Annotated in this window: 20 protein-coding genes; 8 read left to right on the top strand and 12 right to left on the bottom strand. The window is 53.6% G+C overall.

Features of this window, described 5'->3' with window-relative positions; all coding sequences use genetic code 11:
• The first annotated feature begins 155 nt into the window (after positions 1–155).
• From NYE24_RS06055 to NYE24_RS06065, 3 genes are read left to right on the top strand one after another with little or no spacing between them, the layout of a single operon-like run.
• Positions 156–377: a helix-turn-helix transcriptional regulator gene (locus NYE24_RS06055; protein ID WP_036699162.1), complete on the top strand. Its 222-nt coding sequence runs from the start codon at positions 156–158 to the stop codon at positions 375–377.
• The gene (locus NYE24_RS06060; RefSeq protein ID WP_036699165.1) at positions 364–816 is read left to right on the top strand and encodes a hypothetical protein; all 453 of its coding nucleotides are present in this window, start codon (positions 364–366) and stop codon (positions 814–816) included. Before NYE24_RS06055 ends, NYE24_RS06060 begins: the two co-directional genes overlap by 14 nt.
• 26 nt (positions 817–842) lie before the next feature.
• A complete protein-coding gene (locus NYE24_RS06065) occupies positions 843–1,478 on the top strand; it encodes an NUDIX domain-containing protein (protein WP_036699168.1) in 636 nt (211 codons plus the stop codon).
• 106 nt (positions 1,479–1,584) lie between these two features.
• On the opposite strand, the gene NYE24_RS06070 is transcribed toward NYE24_RS06065, so the two are convergent.
• On the bottom strand, positions 1,585–3,663 hold the full coding sequence (locus NYE24_RS06070) for a beta-galactosidase (RefSeq protein WP_341025605.1): 2,079 nt from the start codon (positions 3,661–3,663) through the stop codon (positions 1,585–1,587).
• 190 nt (positions 3,664–3,853) lie between these two features.
• Between NYE24_RS06070 and NYE24_RS06075 the strand changes: the two genes are divergently transcribed.
• On the top strand, positions 3,854–4,726 hold the full coding sequence (locus tag NYE24_RS06075; protein ID WP_063829056.1) for an AraC family transcriptional regulator: 873 nt from the start codon (positions 3,854–3,856) through the stop codon (positions 4,724–4,726).
• A 75-nt stretch (positions 4,727–4,801) separates the two neighbouring features.
• On the opposite strand, the gene NYE24_RS06080 is transcribed toward NYE24_RS06075, so the two are convergent.
• Together NYE24_RS06080 and NYE24_RS06085 are read right to left on the bottom strand one after the other, a co-directional pair.
• Positions 4,802–6,541: an ABC transporter ATP-binding protein gene (locus tag NYE24_RS06080; RefSeq protein ID WP_076158365.1), complete on the bottom strand. Its 1,740-nt coding sequence runs from the start codon at positions 6,539–6,541 to the stop codon at positions 4,802–4,804.
• On the bottom strand, positions 6,538–8,277 hold the full coding sequence (locus NYE24_RS06085; protein WP_076158473.1) for an ABC transporter ATP-binding protein: 1,740 nt from the start codon (positions 8,275–8,277) through the stop codon (positions 6,538–6,540). The genes NYE24_RS06080 and NYE24_RS06085 overlap by 4 nt, the downstream gene beginning before the upstream one ends.
• Before the next feature lie 161 nt (positions 8,278–8,438).
• On the opposite strand from NYE24_RS06085, the gene NYE24_RS06090 reads away from it, so the two are divergent.
• Positions 8,439–9,308 (top strand): LysR family transcriptional regulator, encoded by an 870-nt coding sequence (locus NYE24_RS06090; RefSeq protein WP_342478299.1) that lies wholly within the window; start codon positions 8,439–8,441, stop codon positions 9,306–9,308.
• A 183-nt stretch (positions 9,309–9,491) separates the two neighbouring features.
• Here NYE24_RS06090 and htpG read toward each other — a convergent pair whose 3' ends face one another.
• Positions 9,492–11,375, bottom strand: coding sequence for a molecular chaperone HtpG (gene htpG, locus NYE24_RS06095; RefSeq protein ID WP_036699175.1), 1,884 nt, complete (start codon positions 11,373–11,375; stop codon positions 9,492–9,494).
• Positions 11,376–11,598: 223 nt separating this feature from the next.
• Here htpG and NYE24_RS06100 point away from each other — a divergent pair, with 223 nt between their 5' ends.
• Entirely contained in the window at positions 11,599–12,057 is a 459-nt protein-coding gene (locus tag NYE24_RS06100) for a GyrI-like domain-containing protein (protein WP_342478300.1), read from the top strand.
• A 470-nt stretch (positions 12,058–12,527) separates the two neighbouring features.
• Here NYE24_RS06100 and NYE24_RS06105 read toward each other — a convergent pair whose 3' ends face one another.
• Genes NYE24_RS06105 through NYE24_RS06120 form a run of 4 tightly spaced genes read right to left on the bottom strand, consistent with a single transcriptional unit; the run spans position 12,528 to position 17,716 of the window.
• Entirely contained in the window at positions 12,528–13,916 is a 1,389-nt protein-coding gene (locus tag NYE24_RS06105) for an MBL fold metallo-hydrolase (protein ID WP_342478301.1), read from the bottom strand.
• Positions 13,913–15,598: an iron ABC transporter permease gene (locus NYE24_RS06110; RefSeq protein ID WP_342478302.1), complete on the bottom strand. Its 1,686-nt coding sequence runs from the start codon at positions 15,596–15,598 to the stop codon at positions 13,913–13,915. Before NYE24_RS06110 ends, NYE24_RS06105 begins: the two co-directional genes overlap by 4 nt.
• Positions 15,599–15,623: 25 nt before the next feature.
• Positions 15,624–16,709, bottom strand: a complete 1,086-nt coding sequence (locus NYE24_RS06115; RefSeq protein WP_036699181.1) for an ABC transporter substrate-binding protein — start codon at positions 16,707–16,709, stop codon at positions 15,624–15,626.
• 2 nt (positions 16,710–16,711) lie between these two features.
• Entirely contained in the window at positions 16,712–17,716 is a 1,005-nt protein-coding gene (locus NYE24_RS06120) for an ABC transporter ATP-binding protein (RefSeq protein ID WP_342478303.1), read from the bottom strand.
• 169 nt (positions 17,717–17,885) lie between these two features.
• On the opposite strand from NYE24_RS06120, the gene NYE24_RS06125 reads away from it, so the two are divergent.
• Positions 17,886–18,776, top strand: coding sequence for a LysR family transcriptional regulator (locus NYE24_RS06125; RefSeq protein ID WP_083677978.1), 891 nt, complete (start codon positions 17,886–17,888; stop codon positions 18,774–18,776).
• Positions 18,777–19,116: 340 nt separating this feature from the next.
• On the opposite strand, the gene NYE24_RS06130 is transcribed toward NYE24_RS06125, so the two are convergent.
• Complete coding sequence (locus tag NYE24_RS06130) at positions 19,117–20,013, bottom strand: LysR family transcriptional regulator (RefSeq protein WP_036699185.1); 897 nt, start codon at positions 20,011–20,013, stop codon at positions 19,117–19,119.
• 121 nt (positions 20,014–20,134) lie between these two features.
• On the opposite strand from NYE24_RS06130, the gene dapA reads away from it, so the two are divergent.
• Positions 20,135–21,040, top strand: coding sequence for a 4-hydroxy-tetrahydrodipicolinate synthase (gene dapA / locus NYE24_RS06135; RefSeq protein ID WP_076158351.1), 906 nt, complete (start codon positions 20,135–20,137; stop codon positions 21,038–21,040).
• 119 nt (positions 21,041–21,159) lie between these two features.
• Here dapA and NYE24_RS06140 read toward each other — a convergent pair whose 3' ends face one another.
• The 3 genes from NYE24_RS06140 to NYE24_RS06150 form a co-directional block, all read right to left on the bottom strand.
• Positions 21,160–22,692, bottom strand: coding sequence for a DEAD/DEAH box helicase (locus NYE24_RS06140; RefSeq protein WP_036692685.1), 1,533 nt, complete (start codon positions 22,690–22,692; stop codon positions 21,160–21,162).
• 220 nt (positions 22,693–22,912) lie between these two features.
• Entirely contained in the window at positions 22,913–23,485 is a 573-nt protein-coding gene (locus NYE24_RS06145) for a phosphate propanoyltransferase (protein ID WP_036692683.1), read from the bottom strand.
• Positions 23,486–23,646: 161 nt separating this feature from the next.
• Complete coding sequence (locus NYE24_RS06150; protein WP_342478304.1) at positions 23,647–24,633, bottom strand: membrane dipeptidase; 987 nt, start codon at positions 24,631–24,633, stop codon at positions 23,647–23,649.
• Positions 24,634–24,775 lie beyond the last annotated feature (142 nt).

The raw sequence follows: 24,775 nt of genomic DNA on the forward strand, positions 1-24,775 counted from the left end.
ATCCTTTAGGTTATCTTATGTATAGCTTACTGCACATATTTAGTGTAGTCAACTACACATAAATGGTATAGTGAACTTGACTAAGCCCGTAACCGTGCAACATAATAACAGAGTTGAGGTGCAGATAACATTACTTCAGGGGAGGTGGCTGATTATTGAAGACAAGAATACGCGAGCTGCGAAAAGAGCGGCGGATTTCCCAAGAGGAATTGGCTAAGGCACTGCGTGTCACACGGCACACCATCACTTCAATCGAGAATGAAAAGTACATCGCCTCCCTCCCGCTTGCCTATAAAATTTCAAAATTTTTCGGTTTGCCGATCGAGGATATTTTTGATTTTTCAGATGTGGAGGATATCGACTATGAAGTCTTTTGAACAGGAGCTGCGGCGGCGGATCGTTATCAATTCCTTCTACGCGGTAAGTATGGGGATAACCGTTATTGTGGCGTTTATACTCAAAGCATTCGTGTGGGGCAGGCTCGACGCGCTGGACAGCTGGGATATAGGGATTCTCGCCGGTTTATTGTCCGGTTCGTGGATTTCTGCCGCTCTCCGTATTGCCAGACTCCGCAAGGCGCTCAAAAACCCTGAAATACTAGAAGCGTTACATATTGCCGCGCAAGATGAACGAAACCGGATGATCGCCTTAAAAACGGGCAGGGCTGCTATACGGCTTTTCTTTCTTTTATTGTCTCTTTCTGCTGTCGCCGCCTCTTTGATTAACCAAACTGTGTTCTTAACGATTGCCGTTACGTTGATTACACTTCTGTCGTTGTACCTTCTGCTATCGGCATACTACTCCCGGAAAATTTAACTTACCGGACATTGGAGGCGAACTGTATGAACGAAGAATTATTAGCTACATTTGATGAACAAGGGAACCGGACGGGGACGGCTCCCCGGGACGAGGTGCACCGCCAAGGCCTCTGGCATGAGACCTTCCACTGCTGGTTTGTCCGTAAAGCTGACAGCGGGCTGAGAATCTGCCTCCAGCTGCGCAGTCAGCAAAAGAAAGATTATGCCGGGCTGCTAGACATCACCGCTGCCGGACATCTGCTGGCAGAGGAGACGGCCTTGGACGGTATCCGCGAGGTCCAGGAGGAACTGGGGCTTGCGATAGCTTTTGACGAGTTGCAGCCGCTGGGGGTCATCCCCTACCAGATGGATTCTGCCGGATTCATGGACCGTGAACGGGCACATGTATATGTCTATGAGAACCGCTATGCGCTCAGTGCATTCACCCCACAGCTGGAAGAGGTGGCAGGCATCGTAGAGGCCCGCTTCGCTGATTTCCGCAGCTTCATCTCGGGAGCAGACAGCAAACTTCAAGTACAGGGCTTCCAGATTAACGGGAACGGTGAACGAACGGGCATCGATGAGCTGGTGGACTTCACGCGCTTTGTCCCGCATGAGCATGAATATTTTAGGCGGGTGATTGAGGGGATTGAGCGGTTGTACGGTCCAGCCACAACCTAAGTCATACTTAAAAAGGCAGAACCCGTCGATGGGGTTCTGCCTTCTTCTGTAACTCAATGTAACTTTGCCGATACATGTACTATATTACGCGATTAAGCCGCTTCACTTATGCCTTAGCCGCTTCACGCTTCAGAATTGCCAGTCCGTTCACTGCCAGCTTCAGCTCGGCCGGAGCGGCTGCGCCGGACTCTACATCGGTGTAGGCTTGTCCGTCCAGCGCCACAACTTGCTCGGTGCCGCTGAAATTCTGCACGAAGACATAGTCATGCTCGCCATCGGAACGCAGCTGTGCGGTTACTCCGGTCGGAAGCTCAGTGTTAAGGGTGCGGCTGATCCGCTCTTTTCCGGTAATTGCGGCGTACAGGTCTACATAGAACTGCGCGTCCTTCACACGTGTTGCCAGATGATAAGCCTTACCTGCTCCCAGCTTGTTCACTGTGAGTGCAGGACGTCCGGCGTAGAAGTCGCTGCGGTAATGACCCAGCGCCTCAGCGCCTTCCAGATGAATCAGCTCGGCAATCTCATGCGCATCGTATTCCCCGCTCAGCTTCAAGCTATTGCCGGGGTCAAGCACCAGACCGTTCAGGTCGCGGCTATGCAGCCCTTCTGTCTCTTCGGCCCAAATGCCCAGCGTTCTGCGCAGCGGTCCAGGGAAGCCGCCCAGGTGACACAGATCGGTCTCGCCGACCACTCCCGACCAATAAGTGGCCAGGAAGGTTCCACCCTGCTCTACGTACTTCTCAATCCGCTTCCCGTTCTCTTCGCTGATCAGGTACAGCATCGGAGCAATTACCAGCTTATAGCCGGACAGGTCATCGCCCGAACCTACCACATCTACCGGAATTCCCAGCTCCCACAGTCCCCGGTAATGCTGAAGCACCGTCTCTTCATATTTCAGGCCGGAATTGCGGATACCTTGAGCATCCTTCACCGCCCAGCGGTTGTCCCAGTCGAACAGAATGGCTGTCTCAGCAGGGGTTGTAGTACCTACAACTTCCTCCAGTCCTGCCAGGGTACGGCCCACCTCAGCTACATCCTTGAAGACACGGGTCTCCGTATGTCCGCTATGGTCGATCACCGCGCCGTGGAATTTCTCGCTGGAGCCGCGGCTTTTACGCCACTGGAAGTACTGTACAGAATCAGAACCATGCGCAACGGCCTGGAGTGAGGACAGCTTGTGCATCCCCGGACGCTTCAGCTTGCTGACAATCTGCCAGTTCGTGAGGGAAGGCGTGCTTTCCATGAGCAGGAACGGCTTCTTTTTGAAGCTGCGGTACATATCATGGTGCATCGCTGTCCAAGCGGCCAAGCGGGCGTCATCATCGTCTTCGGTATATCCCCAGTCCGGGTAAGCATCCCACGATACCACATCAAGAATCTTAGCCATATTGCGGTAGTCCACGCCGTCAATCATATGCATGTTGGTGGTCACCGGCAGATCAGGGTTGAAGCCGCGCACGGCGTCAATCTCATGCTGGCAGAAGTTTATCGTCTGATCACTTACGAACCGGCGCCAGTCCAGGTTAAGTCCGTGAACCTGTGTCTCACCATGCGGAGCAGGGGACTCAATCTGTTCCCAGGAAGTATACGTATGGCTCCAGAAGGTAGCCCACCAAGCGTGGTTCACCTCATCCAGATCATTGTTGTACTTCGCCTTGAGCCAGTCTCTGAAGGCATCCTGACAATAATTACAGTGACATTCGCCGCCGAATTCATTAGAGATATGCCAGCCGATCACTGCCGGATGATGCGCGTAACGCTCAGCCAGCTTGGAGTTGATCAGCGCTGTCTTTTCACGGTAGACCGGTGAAGTGAAGCAGTGATTATGACGGACGCCGTGCAGGTTGCGAACCCGGTTCCGTTCCACCCGCAGCACTTCAGGATACTTCTCGGACATCCATGCCGGACGCGCACCGCTCGGAGTCGCCAGGAAGGCGTAAATTCCGTTCTCTGCAAAACGGTCCAGGAGCTGATCCATCCACTCAAAGTTAAATACCCCTTCTTCGCGCTCCAGGGATACCCAGGAGAAAATTCCTACAGACATGACATTACAGCCTGCCAGCTTCATCATGCGGATATCTTCTTCAAGCACCCCCGGATATTTCAGCCATTGCTCGGGATTATAGTCGGCACCGTGAAGCATTACAGGAGCCTTGCTGCTGATTGCAGGAACTTTGCTGCTCATATGATTTCATCCTCTCGTTTATGTGTGGTAGTAGATGTCAGGATGGGACTTTTCACTGATACAATTTCTTCAGTAGCGCTTTCCCTCTTGCTTGTATCGATTTACACTATTTATAATAAAGGATAATCTGTATTCAATGGTAGGATAATAATAGCGTTTGAATAGCACAAAATGAATATGAGGTGTTCGTATGCTCCCCTTCTCTCTGATTGAAATGCCGCGTGACCTGAGTGCTTTTCCCCTCTATCCGTATTCTGTCGGCCGTCATATCCAGTATCACCATGTGCGTCCTGCCGGATTCCCGGTGCATCAGATTTTTCTGATCCGCAGCGGCAGCGGGCGGTTCCGTGATCTGGAGGACGGCACCGAAACGGTGCTGCAGCCGGGGATGGCCTATGCATTTCCGCCCGACCGCGGACATGAATATTATCCGTTATCCCACGAACCGTGGCATGTCGGCTTCATCGGGTTCCACGGCAGCCAGTCTGCCTCCGTTCTGGAGGGTCTCGGCCTGCTGCCTTCGGCCCCGTTCCGCCCCGAGCGGTTCGAGGAATGCTGGGACATGCTCGGCGGGATCTGGCACACGGTGAACGGGAACAGCTCGGCGCGTCAGGAGGAACAGCCGATGCAGGAGTTATCGGTGACGCTGTACCGGCTGCTGCTGATGCTGCGCAAAAGTGAAGTCTCCACAGGTGCAGCGACCCGGCTGCAGAACGAAAACGTCCGCAACGATGCACTGAACAAAGCAGTCAGCCTGATCAACGAGCATTTCACCGAGCCGCTGCTGATCACCAATCTGGCGGCGGCTGTCGGTTATTCCGTCCAGCATTTCCAGCGTCTGTTCCTGCAGGAATACGGCGTCACTCCGCATAAATATCTGCAGAACCTGCGGCTTCAGCGCGCCATGCAGATGCTGACCGAGGACCCGGAGCGTCCCGTGCAGGATATCGCCCTCAACCTCGGCATGGAGACCAATTACTTCATCCGGGTCTTCCGGAAGGCCCATGGAGTGACTCCCGGGGTGATGCGCAGCAGGCTGCATCCGGGCAAGGATCAACTTTGAGCTTGCTGGGCAAAAAAAATAGCTGCGGCACACTTCCGGAGAAGTTATGCCTCAGCTAAATAAATTAGAGTATTCCTACACCGCCGTAAACTGGCTGTTGTACAAGCGGGCGTAGTAGCCTCCGCTCTCCAGCAGCTCATCATGCGTTCCGCTCTCCACGATATCCCCATCCTTCATGAACAGGATGAGATCCGCCTCGCGGATCGTGGACAGCCGGTGGGCAATCACGAAGCTGGTCCGGCCGGTGATCATTGCCAGGAAGGCCTTCTGTATCCGCGCCTCTGTCAGCGTATCAATGCTGCTGGTCGCCTCGTCCAGAATGAGCATCGGCGGATCAACCAGCATGACGCGGGCAATGGTGAGCAGCTGCTTCTGGCCCTGGGAGAGATTATCTCCCGAGGTGCTGATCTTGGTGTCATAGCCTTCAGGCAGGCGCTTGATGAAGCTGTGCGCATTCGCAGCCTTAGCAGCCGCAATCACCTCCGCTTCGGAAGCCTCCGGCTTGCCATAAGCAATATTGTCGCGGATGGAAGCCCCGTACAGCCAGGTCTCCTGAAGCACCATTCCGAAATTACGCCGCAGACTGTCACGGGTGATGGAGGTAATATCTACTCCGTCAATTCGAATCGTTCCGCTGTCAACCTCATAGAAACGCATCAGAAGGTTAACCAGAGTGGTCTTGCCCGCCCCGGTCTGGCCGACGATCGCCACGCGTGTGCCCGGCTTCACCTCCAGACTGAAGTCCTTGATTAGCGGACGCTCTGGTGTATAGGCGAAGCTTACCTTATCGAAGGTGATTGTTCCCCGGCTGTTCTCCATCACATAGGCATCCGGCTGATCCGGGGCTTCCTGCGGAAGATCCAGAATGGTGAAGATCCGCTGTGCCGAAGCAGTGGCTGACTGCAGCTGTGTGATCACACCGGTTATCTCATTGAACGGCTTCGCGAACAGACTGGAGTAGATCAGGAAGCTGGAAAGATCCCCTACGGAGAACAGGTCTCCGATAACAAGCACACTCCCGATCATCGCAATCAGCGAGAAGGTGATATTATTGACCAGCCGCGTGGTCGGGTTCGAGAGCGAGCCATAGAACTGCGATTTCGTCCCTGTCTTGTACAGCTCATTATTACGCTCCGCAAAACCTGCAAAGGAACGGTCCTCGTAATGATAAGCCTGCACCACCTTCTGCCCGCCGACGATTTCCTCGACATAGCCGTTCAGCCCCCCGAGAATCTTGGCCTGCTCACGGAACAGCTGCTGGGAGCGCATCGTAATGAAGCGGGCAACGAAGAAGGTTGCCGGAGCAGACAGCAGCACCACCAGTGTCATTATAGGGCTGATATAGAGCATCAGCCCTATAGCTCCGGCAATGGTTACGATCCCAGTCAGGAGCGTGGAGAAGCCCTGGAGCAGACCGTCAGAGACGGCATCCATGTCATTCACGAACCGGCTGATGCTGTCGCCCTGGGGATGGTTATCATGGAATTTCAGGGGCAGGGCGTCCAGCTTGTCAAACAGCTCGCGGCGCAGGTCATAGACCGTGCGGAACGCCAGCTTATTCGTATAATAAGTGAGCAGCCAGCCGAAGAAGCTGCCGACCAGATACACACTGCCCAGAATCAGCAGCAGGCGCAGAATCTCCGGGAACTCCACCCGGTCCGGCCCGATCATGTGGTCAATGGCACGGCCAATCAGGAGCGGCCCGATCAGGCTGGCAACCACGCTCAGGATGGCGCAGAAGATAGCTCCATACGTTATTTTCCGGTACTCACGGGTATATTGAAACAAACGTTTCCAGGTCATTGTACTGGTCATTGTAGTGCCTCCTCGCTTGAGAGCTGTGACATGCAGATTTCCTGATAGACTGCGCAGCTCTCCAGCAGTTCCTCATGCGTACCAATTCCTGCAATCCGGCCTTCCTCGAAGACGATAATCTGACCGGCCTGCCTAACTGTGCTTACCCGCTGGGATACAAGCAGCACGGTCATATCTGTACTGTTCTTGCTTAGTGCACGGCGCAGTGCCGCATCCGTAGCGAAGTCCAGCGCACTGGAGGAATCATCCAGGATAAGGATCGGCGGACGTCCTACTACAGCCCGGGCAATGGTCAGCCGCTGCTTTTGTCCGCCGGACAGGTTATGCCCGCCGCGTACGACCAGCGTATCCAGCCCTTCAGGCAGCCGGGTGATGAACTCCTCAGCCTGGGCAACCTCTGCTGCGGCCATAATCTCATCCCGGGTAGCAGACGCCTTTCCCCAGCGGATATTCTCGGCAATCGTCCCGGTGAACAATACCGCCTTTTGCGGTACAATGCCGATTCTGCTGCGCAGCTGCTCCAGCCGGTAGTCCCGTACATTTACACCCTCGACTCTAATCTCCCCTTCTACAGCGTCATAAAAGCGCGGAATCAGATTTACGAAGGTGCTCTTACCTGAACCGGTACTGCCAATCAATCCAACCGTCTGCCCTTTAAGGATATCTACAGAGATATTTTCCAGGGCCAGCTCTCCGGTCGTGTTATAACCGAAAGACACATTGCGGAAGGAAATCACCGGCGCTGCACCGTCCGGCTTCGCAGCAGGTGCAAGAGCAGGCACTTCAGCAACCGAAGCTGTCATAGACAGCACCTCATTGATGCGGCTGGCAGACGACGAGGCTTTGGTGAACAGAATGACCAGATTGGAGACTACGATCAGGGCCAGCAGGATCTGGGTTACATAGTTAATGAATGCAATAATCTCACCCTGCGACAGACTCCCGGCTTCAATATGAATGCCGCCTACCCAAAGAATAGCAATAATTGCCGCGTTCACTACCAGTGTCGTCATCGGTCCCAGCCAAGCGGAGATCCGTCCGACACGGATGGCCGTCTGCGTCAGATCCTCAGAGGCTTCATTGAAGCGCTGCTTCTCGCGGCGGCTCTCGGCGAAGGCCCGGATCACCCGGATCCCTGAGAGATTCTCGCTGAGCACCAGCGCCAGACGGTCCAGCTTCGCCTGATATTTGCGGTACATTGGCGAGCTGCGGGTAATGATGAAGTACAGGATCACTCCAAATACCGGCGTTGCTGCAATCAGGATCAGTGATAGACGGAAATCCAGGAACATCGCCATAATAATAGCACCGATACAGATGAACGGCGCACGGATGACCAGCCGGATCAGCATGGCTACTGCCACCTGCAGCTGGTTAACATCGTTAGTGATCCGATTAATCAGCGAAGGTGTGCCGATAACATCCAGCTCCGCATACGACAGCGAAGAGATATGCTTGAACATTTTGTTGCGCAGCGAGGTCCCGAACCCCTGCGAAGCCCGCGCCGCATAATATTGACATACCAGAGAGCAGCCGAAGCCCAGGATGGCCATTACCACCATTAGGGAGCCCATCTTGTAGACGTAGCTGCTATCCTGCTTGGCAATTCCATTGTTGATGATCAGGGCAACAATGGTCGGCAAGAGCAGCTCAAGAATCGCCTCCAGCAGCTTGAAAATCGGCCCTATCGTCACTTCTTTTTTGTACGGTTTTAAGAAAACTGCAATTTTGCGCACATTCATCCTCACCTAACTTAGCGTAGTATGTAATCCCTCTTGAAAAAAACAAAAGACCCGTTATGATTATGTCATACCTGCTTACATATTGATAATATTGGTTTCGTATCAATCCCATATGGATAACGTATGTCATAACCCTTACAAATGGAGGCTCAACCATGGATATTCGCCAATTAAAGTATTTCCTGGCCATTGCCGAGGAAGGACAAATTACATCCGCAGCCAGGAAGCTGAGGATGGCCCAGCCGCCGCTCAGCCAGCAGCTGAAGCTGCTGGAGAAGGAACTGGGGGTCAAGCTGGTGGAGCGCGGACCGCGCAGCATACAGCTGACAGATGCCGGAATCATTCTGCGTAACCGGGCCCAGCAGATCCTGGAGCTGACGGATTCCACCGCCCGGGAGATCAGTGACTATGCCAAAGGGCTGAAGGGCAGCCTTATCATTGGAACGGTCTCTTCTTCAGGTGCTACTCTGCTGCACGAGCCGCTCACAGCATTCCATAAGAGCTATTCGGGTGTAACCTTTGAAATTCACGAAGGCAATACGTTCATGATTATCGACCTGCTGAACAAGGGCATTGTTGAGGTGGGCATTGTCCGCACCCCGTTCAACACCAGTAATCTGGAATGCCTGTATTTCCATTCGGAGCCGATGATCGCGGTGATGACCGCTGATTATGACTGGGCCCCGAGCCAGAATGCTGCCCAGCTGGGCGAGCTGCAGGACAAACCGCTGATTATCTACCGCCGTTTCGAGCAGCTCATCCGCGAGACCTGTCTAGAGCACGGCTTTGAGCCACAGATCTTCTGTATGAACGATGATGCCCGCACCACGCTGCTATGGGCCAATGCGGGACTAGGGATCGGCATTGTGCCGAGGTCGGCGTTTGAGCTGGCTAATCACAGCAACCTGATCTACAAAGAAATCCTTTGCGAGACCCTGCGCACCCGGGTGGCCGCCGTATGGATGAAGGATAAGTATTTGTCGTCCATGGCGACCAAGTTCATCGAGACCTTCAAGTCACTATGAATACGCTCAGGCTCCTCCCTTCTGGAGGATGTCCATTATCTGCGCCAGTCATCCTGCCCTTGGATGCTTTCCATATATGCACTAAATACCCCCACAAACATTCAAAAAGACCCTGCGCCGGCATAAGCCAGTCGCGGGGTCTTTTAATAAGCCAAGGTCAACTGACCGGCGGCAGCGCCGGTGTTAGACCATGATTTTACAAATATCGTTCGTGAACTGCACCGGATCATTAACCTGCAGACCTTCGATCAGGAGCGCCTGGTTGTACAAGAGGTTGGTGTACAGGCCCAGCTTCTCCTTATCGCCCTCGGCCGCCGCTTTAAGTGATTGGAAGACATCATGGTGAATGTTGATTTCCAGCACCTTGTCCGCTTGCACATCCTGGCCGCCGTTAGGCATAGCCTTGAGGATTTTCTCCATCTCGATCGTCAGCTCACCTTCGGTGGACAGGCAGACCGGATGGGATTTCAGCCGCTTGGAGGCTTTGACCGCCTTCACTTTGCCGGAGAGAATGCCCTGCATGGCTTCGAACAATCCCTTGTTCTCATTCTCTTCCTCTTCGGATGGCTTATCCTCGGCACTCTCTTCAATCCCTAAGTCACCGCTGGAGACATTTCTGAACTCCTTCTCCTTGTACGCCATGATCATCTTGATTGCGAATTCATCGATATCGTCGGTGAAGTAGAGAATCTCATAGCCCTTATCCAGCACCATTTCAGTCTGCGGCAGCTTCTCAATGCGCTCTACCGATTCACCCGAAGCGTAGTAGATATACTTCTGGTCTTCCGGCATTCTCTCTACATATTCAGCCAGCGTCACCAGCTTCTTCTCCTTGGAGGAGTGGAACATGAGGAGATCCTGCAGCGTTTCTTTTTCCATACCGTAGTCGTTATAGACCCCAAATTTCAGCTGTCTGCCAAAAGACTTATAGAACGTCTCATACTGCTCGCGCTCATCCTTCAGCAAGCTCAAGAGCTGGCTCTTAATCTTGCTCTTGATGTTCTTGGCGATCATTGTAAGCTGGCGGTCATGCTGCAGCATCTCACGGGAGATATTGAGCGACAGGTCCTCGGAATCGACCATCCCCTTGACGAAGCTGAAGTAATCCGGCAACAGGTCGGCGCATTTGTTCATAATCAGCACGCCGTTGGAGTAGAGCTCCAGGCCTTTTTCATATTCCTTAGTGTAGTAGTCGAACGGAGTATTCTCCGGGATGAACAGAATCGCGTTGTAGACCACTGCGCCGTCAGCACTGATGTGGATATGCTTCAGCGGCTTGTCGAACCCGTAACGCTTCTCAGCATAGAAGTTGTTGTAATCTTCATCGGTCAGCTCTTTCTTGTTCTTGCGCCAGATCGGCACCATGCTGTTGACCGTCTGTTCTTCAATCGTATCGATGAATTCATTCTCAGCGCCCTCTTTGGGCTGTCTGCCGGTAATATCCATCTTGATCGGGAAGCGGATGAAGTCCGAATATTTCTTGATGACCGATTTCAGACGGTATTCTTCGAGGAATTCATCGTAGTTATCGTCTTCGGTGTTCTCTTTGATCTTCAGCGTAATTTCGGTACCGACCGTATCCTTCTCACAAGGCTCAATCGTATAGCCGTCCGCCCCCTGGGATTCCCATTTGAACGCCTGCTCGCTGCCCAGCGCCTTACTAATTACGGTCACATCGTCAGCCACCATGAATGCGGAATAGAATCCGACCCCGAATTGTCCGATAATGTTGTGTCCGTCTTTGGCTTCATTATCCTTCTTAAAAGCAAACGAGCCGCTGTTCGCGATAATCCCCAGATTGTTCTCCAGTTCTTCCTGTGTCATCCCGATGCCGGTATCGGCAATGGTTAACATGCGGCTTTCTTTGTCAGCGGTTACTTTAATGTAGTAGTCCTCTTTATTGAACACAAGATTATCATCGGCCAGTGCCTTGTAATAGATTTTATCGATGGCATCACTTGCATTTGAGATCAGTTCCCGCAGAAAAATCTCGCGCTGCGTATAAATGGAGTTAATCATCATTTCCAGCAGTCTTTTGGATTCAGCTTTAAACTCTTTTTTAGCCATGAATAAATAAATCTCCTTTCAAAAGTAACCTTCGGATTGCGGAGCATCGTTTAGCACTCCACTCACTTGAGTGCTAACACTCCCTTTTATATACCATATTCTCGTTTTTCATGTCAATATCTTGCTGCATATAATAGGCTGCCGAAAAATGATATGCATTCTATTTTAGTCCATGTTAGCATTCGAAATGTACTTCATTTGACCACAGAAAGGATCATGAACAATGATGAATCTTCAGCTCGAGAGCATTCCGGCAACACGCATAGCTTATGTACGGCGGACAGGTCCCTACGGACCCGGTAACGTCCAGGCGATGGAACAATTGAAGGAGTGGGCGCGGGAACAAGGCTTGCTTCAAGGCTCGGCGGTGCTGTTCGGTATTCCGCAGGACAACCCTGAGACCACCCCACCTGCGGAGTGCAGATATGATGCCTGCATCAGCCTGCCTGAGAATTCTCCAGCCGAGGCCTTAGTACCTTACGGCGAGCTTCCCGGCGGAGCCTACGCAGTGGTAACCATCCAGCATACGGCTGAGGCTGTACTACAAGCATGGGCCGAGATTCTCCCGGCGCTGTCACGCAGCAGCTATAAGCTTGATCCCGGACGGCCGGTTATAGAGAGATACACGGAAGTCATGGTCAGCAGGCATCTTTGTGAGTTGTGTTTTCCTGTGCTTGATTAAGAGCGCGAAGGCGCTTTGAAAAAGTGCTCCTCATCTCTAGCCAGTTCTGAAATTTTCTCTCACCGACCACTTGTATGAAGCAGTATTGTTGCACATTTTGCAGGACTTCACTAAAGAAGTTACTGGGTGTGGTACATTGTTGCATCACTTGCAGGAATTCCGGTGCTGGGAGCAAGTTAGCGCCGGATTTGTTGCATTTTATGCAGGATTTCAGCAGCAGTCGCTTCTACCGGGCAGTATTGCTGCATTTCTTGCATGATTTCTCTACAATGTTACGGACTGCGGAGCATGGGGCGCGTTCCTCACTGCAGCAGCACCGATTGTATTCGGATTTCCGCATACATTGGGTCGATTACCTTCGTGTCTGCACATTGTGTTCGGTTTTCGCATACATTTGGCCTACGCGTCACCCCCCAACAAAAAAGAGGCCATCTCTATAAGTGAAATTCCACTTATAAGACAGCCTCTTTTCATCCGTTATTTCCTTGGCCTTCCAAATCCAACTCTTCTCCAGGCGCCATAGAATGCAGCGTGCAGCCGGTCAGCTGTCCACCCTGGATCAAAGCTTCACGGAGCTTGTCGGTCTCCGGCTTCGCGGCATGAACCAGCACGGCGTGCCGGACGGGGAGGGACTTCAGCATACGCTGCACATCTTTCCGGCCCTGATGCACCTTGTAACGCAGCTTAAGCACCTCGCATACTCCATGCTGTCCGGGTTCATGCAGCAGCCTGTACCCGAAGGTTCCGGCGGCTACATGACCGGTGATCAGCACGGAATAGGTTGAATGGGACGCCCACCTCGCATAGTACCAACGCGACAAGGACGATTGCATCATGCCATCTGGTACGAACCACAGGGAAGGGCCGGAGCCTGACAGCAGCGCCTCCCGCTCCGTCTCACACTGCGGCATCGTCCAGCGGCGGGCGGCAAGAAAGTCTGCTATGTTCTCCAGTGCGGAATACTCTCCCGTTCGCTCAGCGCTCCTAAGCCAGAACGGCGAGTCTGCCAGCTGCCTCATCCCCTCTATCAGCTTCTTCTCCACTACCATTGGCAGATCCGCATAAAGCTTGGCGGCCCACAGTATCATCTCCTGGCCGCGTCCGCCTGCCGGAACCGGGAGCAGTACCTTGCCTCCCCGTGCCGCAGTCCTGCGTATGGCCTGCTCCAGCTGCCTCTGCTTATCAGACTGGCTCTCCTCGTCCATTCCGTAGGCCGCATCGGCAACCGCCAGATCAAGACGCTGGCCGCGTGACCATGCCCTCAGTCTCTGTTCAAGGTCAGGGATGCCCCCGGCTGCCTGTATTGCTTCAGCCGGTGAATCAGCAGCAAGCAGCAGAGATTCCGCCGTATAGTCACCGGAATAGAAGATCGACTGCCCTTCCCCAGCGATCAGGAACCATACTGATCCCGCCAGATGCCCGCTTCGCCCCCACATGACCTGAACCCCGGGAACCAGTCCGAACCAGGACAGGCAGCTGCCCTCCTCCTCCAGATACCGGTAACGGATCGCTTGTACATCTGCTTCAGTGTATGGCAGTTCATGCCCCTCACGGCTAATACTCGAACGCCAGGAGCGGAAATAGGCATCCAGTTGAGCCCTGGTTTCCCGCGTTGTCCATACCTCTCCCTTGTAACCCTGCGCATACAGCAGCGGTAGTGCTACCGAATGATCCTCATGGGCATGGGAGAGCAGTACCGCATCCAGCAGGGCTACCTGCCCGGGATCGATAAGGGGATATTGTCCGGCTCCGCCTTTTTTCACCCCGCAATCAAGCAGCAGACGGTAGCCGCCGCCACTCAGGAGGTAAGCAGAACGCCCGTGTTCACCGGCCCCGCCCCATATGGTCAGTTTCGTCATGATCCGGTCCACTTTCTTCTGGAATTCAGCAGTTCAATACCGAGCAGCAGCAGCACCGTCAAGCCGACCGATACCACCGCCATTGCCATACCAAGCGATACTTGCCCCTGTTCGAACTGGGCAAAAATATACGTAGCCGAGGTCTGCATCGAAGGCGGCAGAATCAACAGCGATCCGACCAGCTCCCTTACAGATATGGTGAAGGTCATCATCCAGCCTGCCAGCATACCGGGCATAATGAGCGGAAGCAGAATCCGCCATAAGATATAGAACGGGCCTGCTCCGCTAACCTGGGCCGCTTGAAACAGCAACCCGTTAATTTGTGAGAAGCTGGACTTCACATACTGCACCGTATAAGGAAGAAACAGCACCACATACGTTAGTACTACCATGCCGTAGGTGTTGTAGAGCGTGAAGGGCATCCATGGCGCATTCCAGAGCAGAATCAGCCCTACCACCATTACAATACCCGGAACCGTATTAGGCAAAAGACTCAGCAGATCAATGATCCGCTGCAGCCGGGTAGAAGACCTGCCGATGGCCAGAGCAAGGCCGGCTCCAAGTATGACAGCCACCGATGCTGCGGCAAGCGACAGCCCCAGACTGTTCCCAATTGCCTTCAGACTCACCGATCCCCAGGAGAGCAGCTCCCTGTAATGATCGAGCGTCAGGTTGTCCAGCGACAGCCCGGCACCGCGCAGCTTCATCAGCGAGGCGGCGATAATCGAGAAGTAAGGGATGCCTATGGATAATAGCAGTAGTGAAGCCAGATATAAGCCTGCGAGCCAGCCTGCGCCGCCGCGCAGCGAATACGTCTTGGAGCGCTGTCCCTTGCCGCCCACCAGACGGTAAGTGAACCGGCGGCTGACCGCCGACTGCATATACCAGATCACCAGACAGACCGACAGCAGCACGGATGCAAGCGACGTAGCCTTGCCGAAGTCAATCGGCCAGCTGGAAATGTATTTATGAATTTCCGAGGTCATGACATAATAGCCGATCTTGCGGCCGAAGGTAGCCGGTGTCCCGAACTCCGCAATCGTCTTAACGAAGACGAGCATCACCCCCATGCCATAGGCCGACAGCAGCAGCGGCATGATGATCCGCCGGAAGCGGTAGCCTGCCTTTGCCCCGTGCACCGCTCCCGCCTCCTCCAGATTGCCGCCTATACGAATAAGCGCATCCCTAAGCAGCAGATACAGGAACGGGAACAGATGCATACTCATGATGAAGACCATCCCCCAGAAGCTGAAGAAAGAATCACTTAACGCACCCGCACCCGGAAGCCACTGCTGAAGATAGCCGCCTTTTTGCATGAATAGAATCCAGCCCATGGAGCCGATATACGGCGGGGTCATGAACGGAATCAGCAGAATAACGTCAATCCAGCGGTACAGCCCCATACGGGTCTTAGCCATCATCCAGGCCAGCGGCATCGCAAGCAGCGTGGTTCCAGCTACTACACATATTCCCAGCCATACCGAATTCAGCAGCACCCCGGACAGACTCTGTCCGGTGATCGTACGGAGCGGGGCCATCCAGTCCAGGCTCTGATTCGGGGTGACGCTTTGCAAGAAGATGAGCAGGAGCGGAATGCCAATGCTGACCGCCAGCAAAAAGAAGGAGAGCAGCAAGCCCGCTCTCCGAAGTATCCGGTTACTGTCCATGGAGACTGGACTCATTGCTTTTCACCTCAACCTTAAGCCTTTATTTGTATATTTCTGCGAATTTCGAAGCCGTCTCATTCCCGTGCTCACTCATCCAGGCCCAGTCCACTTTAAGCTGCGGGATGTCCTTCAGATTGGTCCGGTTCGAAGCTTCAATATCCTCGCGGCCCGGTATGAGATACGCATCCGCTACCAACTGCTGGGCTTCGTCGGACAACAGATAATCAATGAACGCTTTGGCATTCGCCACGTTCGGGCTTGATTTCAGAATCGCTGCCGGTCTCGGACTAACCACGGTGCCCTCCTCAGGATAGATAATATCCAGCGGCTCTCCCTTTGCTTTGGCCTTGTAGGCCATATAATCTACTCCTGCTGCCACAATACTCTTAGCTCCTGTAATCACCGGATCAAGTGCTTCCTGGTTTGCTCCAGCCATAGCAACACCGTTCGCCTTGTAATTCTTGAACAGATCCCAGCCCTGCTCGCCGTTCACACTGAGATAGCCTGTAATGAAATCCAGCGCCGAGCCTGACAGCGTCGGATCAGGAATGTTGACGGCATCCTTCCACTCCATACCTGCCAGCTCTGCCCAGGTCTTGGGCGGATTCGCTACCAGCTTCGTATTATAGACAATCCCGAGCGCAGAGGCGCTTGAACTGAAATAATTGCCTTCGGCATCCGACCAGTCCTGATTCAGCTTCTCCTTATTGGCCGCTTCCGGGTAGGGTAGCGTCAGACCGTCCGCCTTAAGCGCCTGTGCGGAAGGCAGAGAAGCCAGAATCACCACGTCGGCCACCGGATTTGCTTTCTCCGCCTCCATCCGGGCCAGAATTTTGCCGGTCGTTCCCTGGAACATCTCCACCGTGAGGCCTGTCTTGGCCTTGAAGCCATTCACAATATCGTCTGCTAAGCCCTGCGGGCCGGCGGAATACAGTACCAGCTTGCCGCTTAACGCAGCTTCTGTAGCTTCAGGAGTTGACGCAGCTGCACCCGTTGCCTCAGGTGTACTCGTGCTGGCCCCGCCGGCACTGGTGCTGTTGCCCGTACCGCAGCCCGCCAGACTCATACTCATCACAGCAGATAACAGCAGCATTGCCCCTTGTTTACGTGATTTGTTCCATTTCATGGTTATGATTCGCTCCTTTTAGGTTCTTCTTCATTTGAATTCGAGTTCATCCGGCATATCTGCCGTGGTGTGACATAGAGCTGGACCCTTTCTCCTACGGGAATCCGGTTGTTCAGATAAACTGTCCATAGTCCGGCCCCCTCCACCTCCGCGCGGATCTCATAACGCTCTCCAACATAACTAACACTTCGTACAACAGCGGAATAACACAGGTCATCGCCCGCCGTACGGCTCCATCCGATATGCTCAGGCCGCACCATCTCCTGCTCCGGCGTAAGCCAGTTGGACTTGCCGATAAACGAAGCGACGAACGGCTCTGACGGGGCCTCGTATACTGCTTCAGGAGTTCCTGTCTGCAATATCCGCCCGCTTTTCATAACTACAATCTCGTCGGACATCGACATCGCTTCGATCTGATCGTGGGTCACGTAGAGTGCAGTTAGACCCATGTCCCGGACCAGCGACATCATCTCCACTCTCATCTCTTCCCGGAGTACGGCATCCAGCGCGCTTAACGGCTCATCGAAGAGCACCACACCCGGACGGACAACTACCGCTCTGGCAAAAGCAACCCTCTGCTGCTGACCGCCCGACAGCTGATGCGGATACCGATTCTCCATCCCCTGCAACCGGACCATCTCCAGTGTCTCCAGCACCTTGCTCCGCAACTGCGCACGTTGCCCTGAGGCCTTTAGCCCGAAAGCAACATTCTCATACACCGTCATATGCGGCCAGAGTGCAAAATCCTGAAACACCATCCCCAAATTCCGCTTGTGTACCGGAAGATCGATCCGCTGCGCAGCGGAGAAATAACATTTCCCGTCAGCGTATAATTCCCCGCCATCCGGGCGCTCAAGGCCAGCTAACATCCGCAGCAGCGTGGTTTTTCCGCAACCGGAAGGCCCCAGCAAGGTGGTGAACTTACCGTGCTTCAATTCAAGCCCCGCAGGCAGCAGCGCCGGTTGTCCGCCAAAGCTTTTATGAATCCCCTTCATCTGAATATTCATTTCGATCCCTGCCTGTCTTCTTGAGCTGTCCTCAGTCTAACGTCTGTATTCGCAGGTTGTTTATTTTTCATGTAAACATGTAATTAACTTTATATATGAATTCTGTTAACGTTCATAGATAAAATCTATGGTGGGGGATCTCCCACTAACGCATAGAAGAGGTACATCTATGAATCTGATGAAACTGCAAATCATTGAACTGATCGACCAGCTGCACCATATGACCAGCGTAGCCGAGGTACTCGGGATCAAACAGCCGACCGTAACCTTTCATATGAAGTCGCTTGAAGAAGAGCTTGGGGTCCGGCTATTCGAAGCCCGCAGCGGCAAAACCTTTCTCACCGAGGCCGGAGCAGCCCTCCTTCATTATTCCGTGAAAATTAATGCGCTTGCCCGTGAGGCCCGCCGGGTAGCAGGCGAATTCGACACCCTCTACCGGGGAGCGCTGCTGATTGGGGCCAGCTATGTACCTGCAACCTATCTGCTGCCGTCCTTATTACATGCGTTCTCCCGGGAGTTCCCCGGCATCCGTATGGCTCTGTCCGTAAAGCCCGCCCCTGTGATCCGGGAGATGCTGATCCGCCACGAAATTGACTTAGGCGTCATCTCCTCAGAGCCTTTCGCGGAGCCTGCCCTGCAGGCTGAGCCACTGATTACAGATGACCTTGTCCTGATCTGCTCTCCCGGGCATCCGTTCGCCTGCAAGACTCAGCTTAGCATGGAGGAGATCAGTAAGACTCCCTTTGCTCTGCATGGGAGCGAGTCCACCACACGCAGCCTGACCGAACGCTGGTTCGAGCAGCAAGGGCTTCGGCTGCGCAATACGATTGAGGTGGATTCGCTGGAGGCTATCAAGCAGCTTGTGCGGCTCGGCGGGCACATCTCTGTGATGTCCCGGATGGCGGTACAGTGGGAGGAGCAGCAGGGACTAATTCAGATGCTGTCTATTCAAGGGGAAATGGCGCCGCGTTATATCTATGCCGTGCATAACAAGGACCGGCATCCTTCGGTGCAGATGGAGAGCTTCCGGAGCAGCCTGCTGGCAACCAAAAACTGTTAGCCGCCATTGAGTAAGTCTATGCAGGATTAACGCAATTCCCATTTCGAATCCTGCACAAAATGCAACTTGCCCCTTATACTAACGATCGTAATCGTCAATTGTTGTACGAAAGGCAGCATTCCCCCTGTTGTAATTCTTACAACATATTTACCAAAGGAACCTGCTGTTCTTAAGTACCATCATCGCGACAACTAGAACGTTTATGCATAGCGTGGAGCAACCGATTTTGCTTATAACTCGAAAAAGAGCACTGCCGCACCCTACTTGAGGGTGATACGGCAGTGCTCTTCTAGTGGTATGAATTTGGTACGAGGCGACTCCCCGCTTCAGTATGTTACTTTCACAACGCCACAGTCTTCGCCTTGGCATCCTCAAGCAGCATCTGAATCAGCGACTGGAGCGGCAGGGACTTCCACTTCTTCGGATGCAGCAGCAGTTGCAAATCGAAATGAATCTCCGGGTGGGCAAAAGACAGCTCGGACAGGTTCCCCCGCTCGATCTCCTCCTCAGCCACAATCCGCGGCAGCAGCGCTATGCCCAGGCCATTGCGCACACAACGCTTAATCGCCTCCAAATTCGACAGCTCAAAACCAATCCGGAACACGATCCCGTGGTCGCGGAGCAGGTTCTCGAACAGGCTGCGGTAAATGCAGCTCTCCTCGGAGACAATCAGCTCGCAGTTATTCAGATCCTGTAGGGTCACCTGCTCCAGCCGGGCCAGCGGATGGCTGGCTGGTGCCACAAGGACAAGCGGCTCCTCGCGGATGATCGTCCGCGTAAGCGCGCTATCCACCGTGCTGCGGTCCAGCAGAAGGCCGATATCGACCTCGCCGTCCCTGATCTTGGAGATCAGATTGGCCTCTTGCTCGGTCTGCAGATGAATATTCAGACCAGGGAACATCGTCCGCAGCTGCTGCAGGAACGGCGGCAGATAGAAGGCCGCAAGTGAATCAATCGTTCCAATCGTAAGCGTTCCGCCGATCTGCTGGGCGATCGTTTCCTTAGAGCGGTCATAGAGCTCCAGAATCTCCACGAACAGCTTAAGCAGCTCCTCCCCCGGCGGTGTCAGGCGCAAGGCGCGGCCGTGACGTTCGATAAGCGGCACGCCGTATTCCTTCTCAATCTTCTGTATCTGCATTGTGACACTGGACTGTGCATAGCCCAGCTCCTCAGCCGCGCGCGTGAAGCTCTGCCGCTTGGCTACTTCGCGGAAGGTCCGCATATACGTTAAGTCCATCGTCTCTCACCCTAACATCGATATTATTGATAACCCACATCATTTATTATAGCTAACAACGATGCAAGAATCCATGGTACAGTAGAACAAACGGATTTTACATTTTTGGAGGACGATATTCATGTTAACAGAAGAACAGATTTATGGAATTTATGTTCCCGTGGTCACCCCGTTCCATGCTGCTGGTGAGCTTGATCTGGAATCGTATCAGCGTTATGTGAACAACATCATCAAGAACAATATTCATGGTCTGGTCGTCAATGGAACCACTGGAGAATCGCCGACAGTCAATATACAGGAATTACAGTCGCTCGTGGATGCCTCACGGGAACTTTTGAAGTCCAGCTCTATCCCGCTCGTGGTGGGCACAGGTACGAATGATACATACTCTACCGTAGCCCGTACTGAGCTGGCGGCGAACGCAGGTGCCGATGCCGCACTGGTGGTTGTCCCTTATTACAGCCGTCCGTCTCAGGAAGGCATCATCGCCCATTTCCGCAAGGCGGCAGAGGTGGGTCTGCCCATTATGGCTTACGATATCCCGGGCCGCACTGGAGTCGGCATGACGTTGGACACCGCCCGTACGATCCTGGAGATGAATAATGTCGTAGGCTTAAAAGACTGCTCCGGCTCCCCCCTGCTCGTCTCCGAGCTGTCGAGGAGCGGCGGCAAGCCTGTGCTCTGCGGCGACGATCTGCATTTCTTCGAGATGCTGGGCTATGGAGCCGCCGGAGGCATGCTGGCCTCAGCCAATGTATATACCGGCCGCTTCCTCAGTATCTACGAGCAGTACAGAGCCGGTCAGGTTGAGGCTGCACAGGCTGCGTATGATCAGCTGGTGCCGCTGATGAAGCTGCTGTTCAAGGAGTCCAACCCAGCCCCGATCAAATGGCTGCTCAGCGAACTCGGAGAGCTCTCCTCGGATACGCTGCGCCTGCCAATGACTTCCATCAGCGCCGCGCTGCGCGAAGAGCTGGGCGCCTACCTTGCAGGGGAAGCTGTCATGGGCAGACAAGAAGCGATGTAACAGACAAGAGTCATGTAACAGACAAAAACCCGCCATTTTCAGTGAGATACTGAGAATGGCGGGTTTTTTTAGATCGGGTTTAGCATTACTGTCTAGTATTACTGCAAGTTGCAAGTCGATTACGAGCGGCCCGCTTTAGCCGCTGGACGGCTGGACGGACGACCGCTCTGGCTGCCGCCAGGTCTGCTGCCTGATGGGTTTGAACGGCCATATGAGCCGCCGGGTGATTTCTGACTCTGGATGCCACTAGGACGGCCGCTGGCATTAGCCTGGCTCCCCGAAGCACCTCTCGCTCCACCGCCAGCATACCCGCTGCCCGATGCACTTCTAGTTCCACCGCCTGCATTACCGCTGCCCGATGCACCCTTAGCGCCACCTGCGTTACTGCCGCCCTGCTGTTTGCCTTGTGCGAACCATTCCGACTTCGGCTTGCGGGGCGGATTCGTCTTGGCTTTCTGCGACGGTTTGACCGGTGCTTTGCCGGGACGGTCTGCCAGCAATGCCAGATTGCTCTTAGACATCGGGTACGCATGATCCTTGACCTCCGGAATCGTCTTGCCGATCAGCTTCTGGATATCCTTCAGATACGGAATTTCCTCCGCTTCGCACAGCGAGATGGCGATACCGCTCATCCCCGCACGGCCGGTCCGGCCAATCCGGTGAACATAGGTTTCCGGGATATTCGGCAGATTGAAGTTGATAACATGAGATAGCTCATCAATATCAATTCCGCGCGCAGCGATGTCTGTAGCTACCAGCACGCGGGTCGCTCCGCTCTTGAAATTTCTCAGCGCATTCTGGCGCTCATTCTGTGATTTGTTGCCGTGAATGGCCTGTGCTGTAATATTAATACGGGTTAAATCCCGGGTTACCCGGTCCGCGCCGCGTTTGGTGCGTGTGAATACCAGTGCCGATACAATCGACGGGTCCTGCAGCAGACGGTTCAGCTGATTCTGCTTATTTCCGTTCTCCAGCAGATAAATCGACTGTTCAATTCTGTCTACTGTGGAGGATACCGGAGTGATCTCGATTTTCACCGGATTGACCAGCAGTGTCTTGACCAGCTGCGAAATCTCTGTAGGCATGGTCGCCGAGAAGAACAAGGTCTGCTTCTTGAGCGGCATCTTGGCGATAATCCGCTTCACATCATGAATGAAGCCCATATCCAGCATGCGGTCCGCTTCATCCAGCACCAGAATCTGCACATGCTGCAGATCCACACGCTTTTGGCTGATCAGGTCAATCAGTCGGCCCGGTGTAGCAATCAGAATGTCGGCACCGATGGCAAGCGCCCGCTCCTGCGCCTTCTGTGATACTCCACCGACAATGGCTGTCGAACGGATCGTTGTGAACTTGCTGTAGGCCTGAATGTTCTCCTGAATTTGCAGCGCCAGCTCACGGGTAGGCGTAAGAATCAGGGAACGGATGCGTTTGCCTCCGCCAGTTCTGCCCGGCTGCTGGCTCAGCAGCTGAATAATCGGCAATGAGAAGGCCGCCGTTTTACCGGTACCGGTCTGTGCACAGCCCAGGATGTCTCTGCCGGCTAATGCCGCAGGAATAGACTCTTCCTGAATAGGGGTTGGGGATGTATAGTTTTCCAGGCTAAGCGCCTTAAGAATCGGGGGGATCAGGTTCAAATCGTTAAATGTCATTTTATCTCCTTCATTGTGCATACATATATTGGTGAATCCTTAATTCCAGTACTGTGTATTCCTTTTGCGGCGTCTCCACATAGCGCTCAGCAAAGTTATAACACATAATGATAACACAGAAAAGCGAATATGAAAACTTTCATTTCTTTCTTTTCAAAAAAATATATAACAAAAAAGCAGAGGATGGGTCCCCTGCTCTTGTCTTCACTATAATAAAATACTAGTCTAGGATTTCAGCGGTATCGCCATTATTGGCACCTGCAGCGTTAGCTTCATCGGTATCGATGTGCATATCCAGCTTGAAGCTGTCGGATACGCGTGCAATCACGTTCTCCAGCACCAGGCCGCGTTCGCCGCCCAGACGTACCTTCAGGAGCTGCTTATCGGCAATGCCCCAAGCTTCTGCTTCGGAAGTGTGGAAGTGGATGTGGCGCGCTGCTACAATAACGCCAGTCTCCAGCTCAACTTCACCGGCAGGTCCTTTAATCGTAATTCCTGGTGTTCCTTCAATATTGCCGGATTCACGGACAGGTGCCTTCACGCCGAGGCTGAAGGAGTCTGTGCGGGATACTTCCAGCTGCGAAGCCGGACGGGCAGGTCCGAGGATTCTAACTTTGTCGAACTTCCCTTTCGAACCAATTACAGCCACTTGCTCATTCGCTGCGAATTGTCCGGGTTGGGACAGAGGTTTGAACTCGGTCAATTGGTAACCTGGGCCGAACAATGCTTCTACGTGCTCCTGCGTAAGGTGAATATGCCGGGCCGACACACCTACGGGTACAGTCTTGCTCATTTTTAAGTCACTCCTTGTATTTTCTCTAGTATCTGTACAAGCCACTGAACATTATACATCTATTTACCCACAAATAAAAAGACCCGCATCACAATGCGAGGCTTTTTTCCGGGCATATTACGATTCTGTGAATGCTTCATCCTGGTTTTTCCAATTCATAGTCACTTCCTGGCGAGAACAGAGGCTCTATCTGCGGAAGAAGGCAGTTGTTCCCTCAAGAACCCTAGCGCATTCTCATATAGCCAGCCCCGTACATCAGCTTCGGGATAGTATTTCAACAGCATATCGGCGAACTCCGCATATTGTCCCGGATGCTCCAGCCCTTCTACCCACGAGTCAATCCCGTCAAAATCCGAGCCGAACATCAGCTGTCCGCTCCCGCCAAGACCACAAACATGCTCAATATGCCTCCGCATATCCTCCCGCTTGGTCCCTCCTCCATCCCGCACGAACCAGGGGACAAAGGTAAGCCCAATTCGCCCGTCCTTGGCAATCAAAGCCTTCAGCTGATCATCACTCAGATTGCGGGGATGACTGCAGACCGCAGCGCAATTGGAATGCGAAGCAATGAACGGACGGGCACTGAGCTCCTGCAGCTCCCAGAAGCCTGTCGGGGCTAAATGCGACACATCCAGCAGCATTCCACTCCGGTTGCACCAGTCGATCAGCTTCCGGCCATGCTCGGTGAAACCGCCATTCCGCCGCTCCAGCACGCCGTCCGCGGCCCAGTTAGCATAGTTCCAGGTAATCCCCAGGCAACGCACACCCAGCTCGAAGCATAACTGGGCATAGAACAGATTGCCCTCCAGACCGTCTACGCCCTCCAGAGAGAGCATTCCATAGGCTGAAGCAGTTAAGCTGCCTTCCTGCACTTCCTCCTTCCATCGCAGCCACTGAAGCCCTCCAGGACAAGCAACCTTCTGATGAAAACACTCGATTTGCCCCAGAATATCCTCGAATTTGGCCCTTCCGCGCACCGCAGACAAATAGATGGCAAAAACCTGCAGTCCGACATTTCCCTCCACCAGCCGCTCTGCGGTCACATCCAGCCGGGGATCATTCCTGAAGTCTATCCCTGGAGTCGCCTGCAGCTTACTCAGAGCATCACAATGAAAATCCGCTACCCGCAGCTTCCTGTTTCCTATCATAGGTCAGCTCTCCTTCTTCCTTCACCTTATGAATATCTGAATGAACCGTTGACGGCCCAGTGTCTATTTTATATATATGCGCCTAAAGGAAGCAGCAGTCAGCACAGCAAAAAGCCTGTTTACAGTGTAAACAGGCTTAATC

Source organism: Paenibacillus sp. FSL H7-0350 (genome assembly GCF_038593195.1).
GTDB lineage: Bacteria > Bacillota > Bacilli > Paenibacillales > Paenibacillaceae > Paenibacillus_AQ.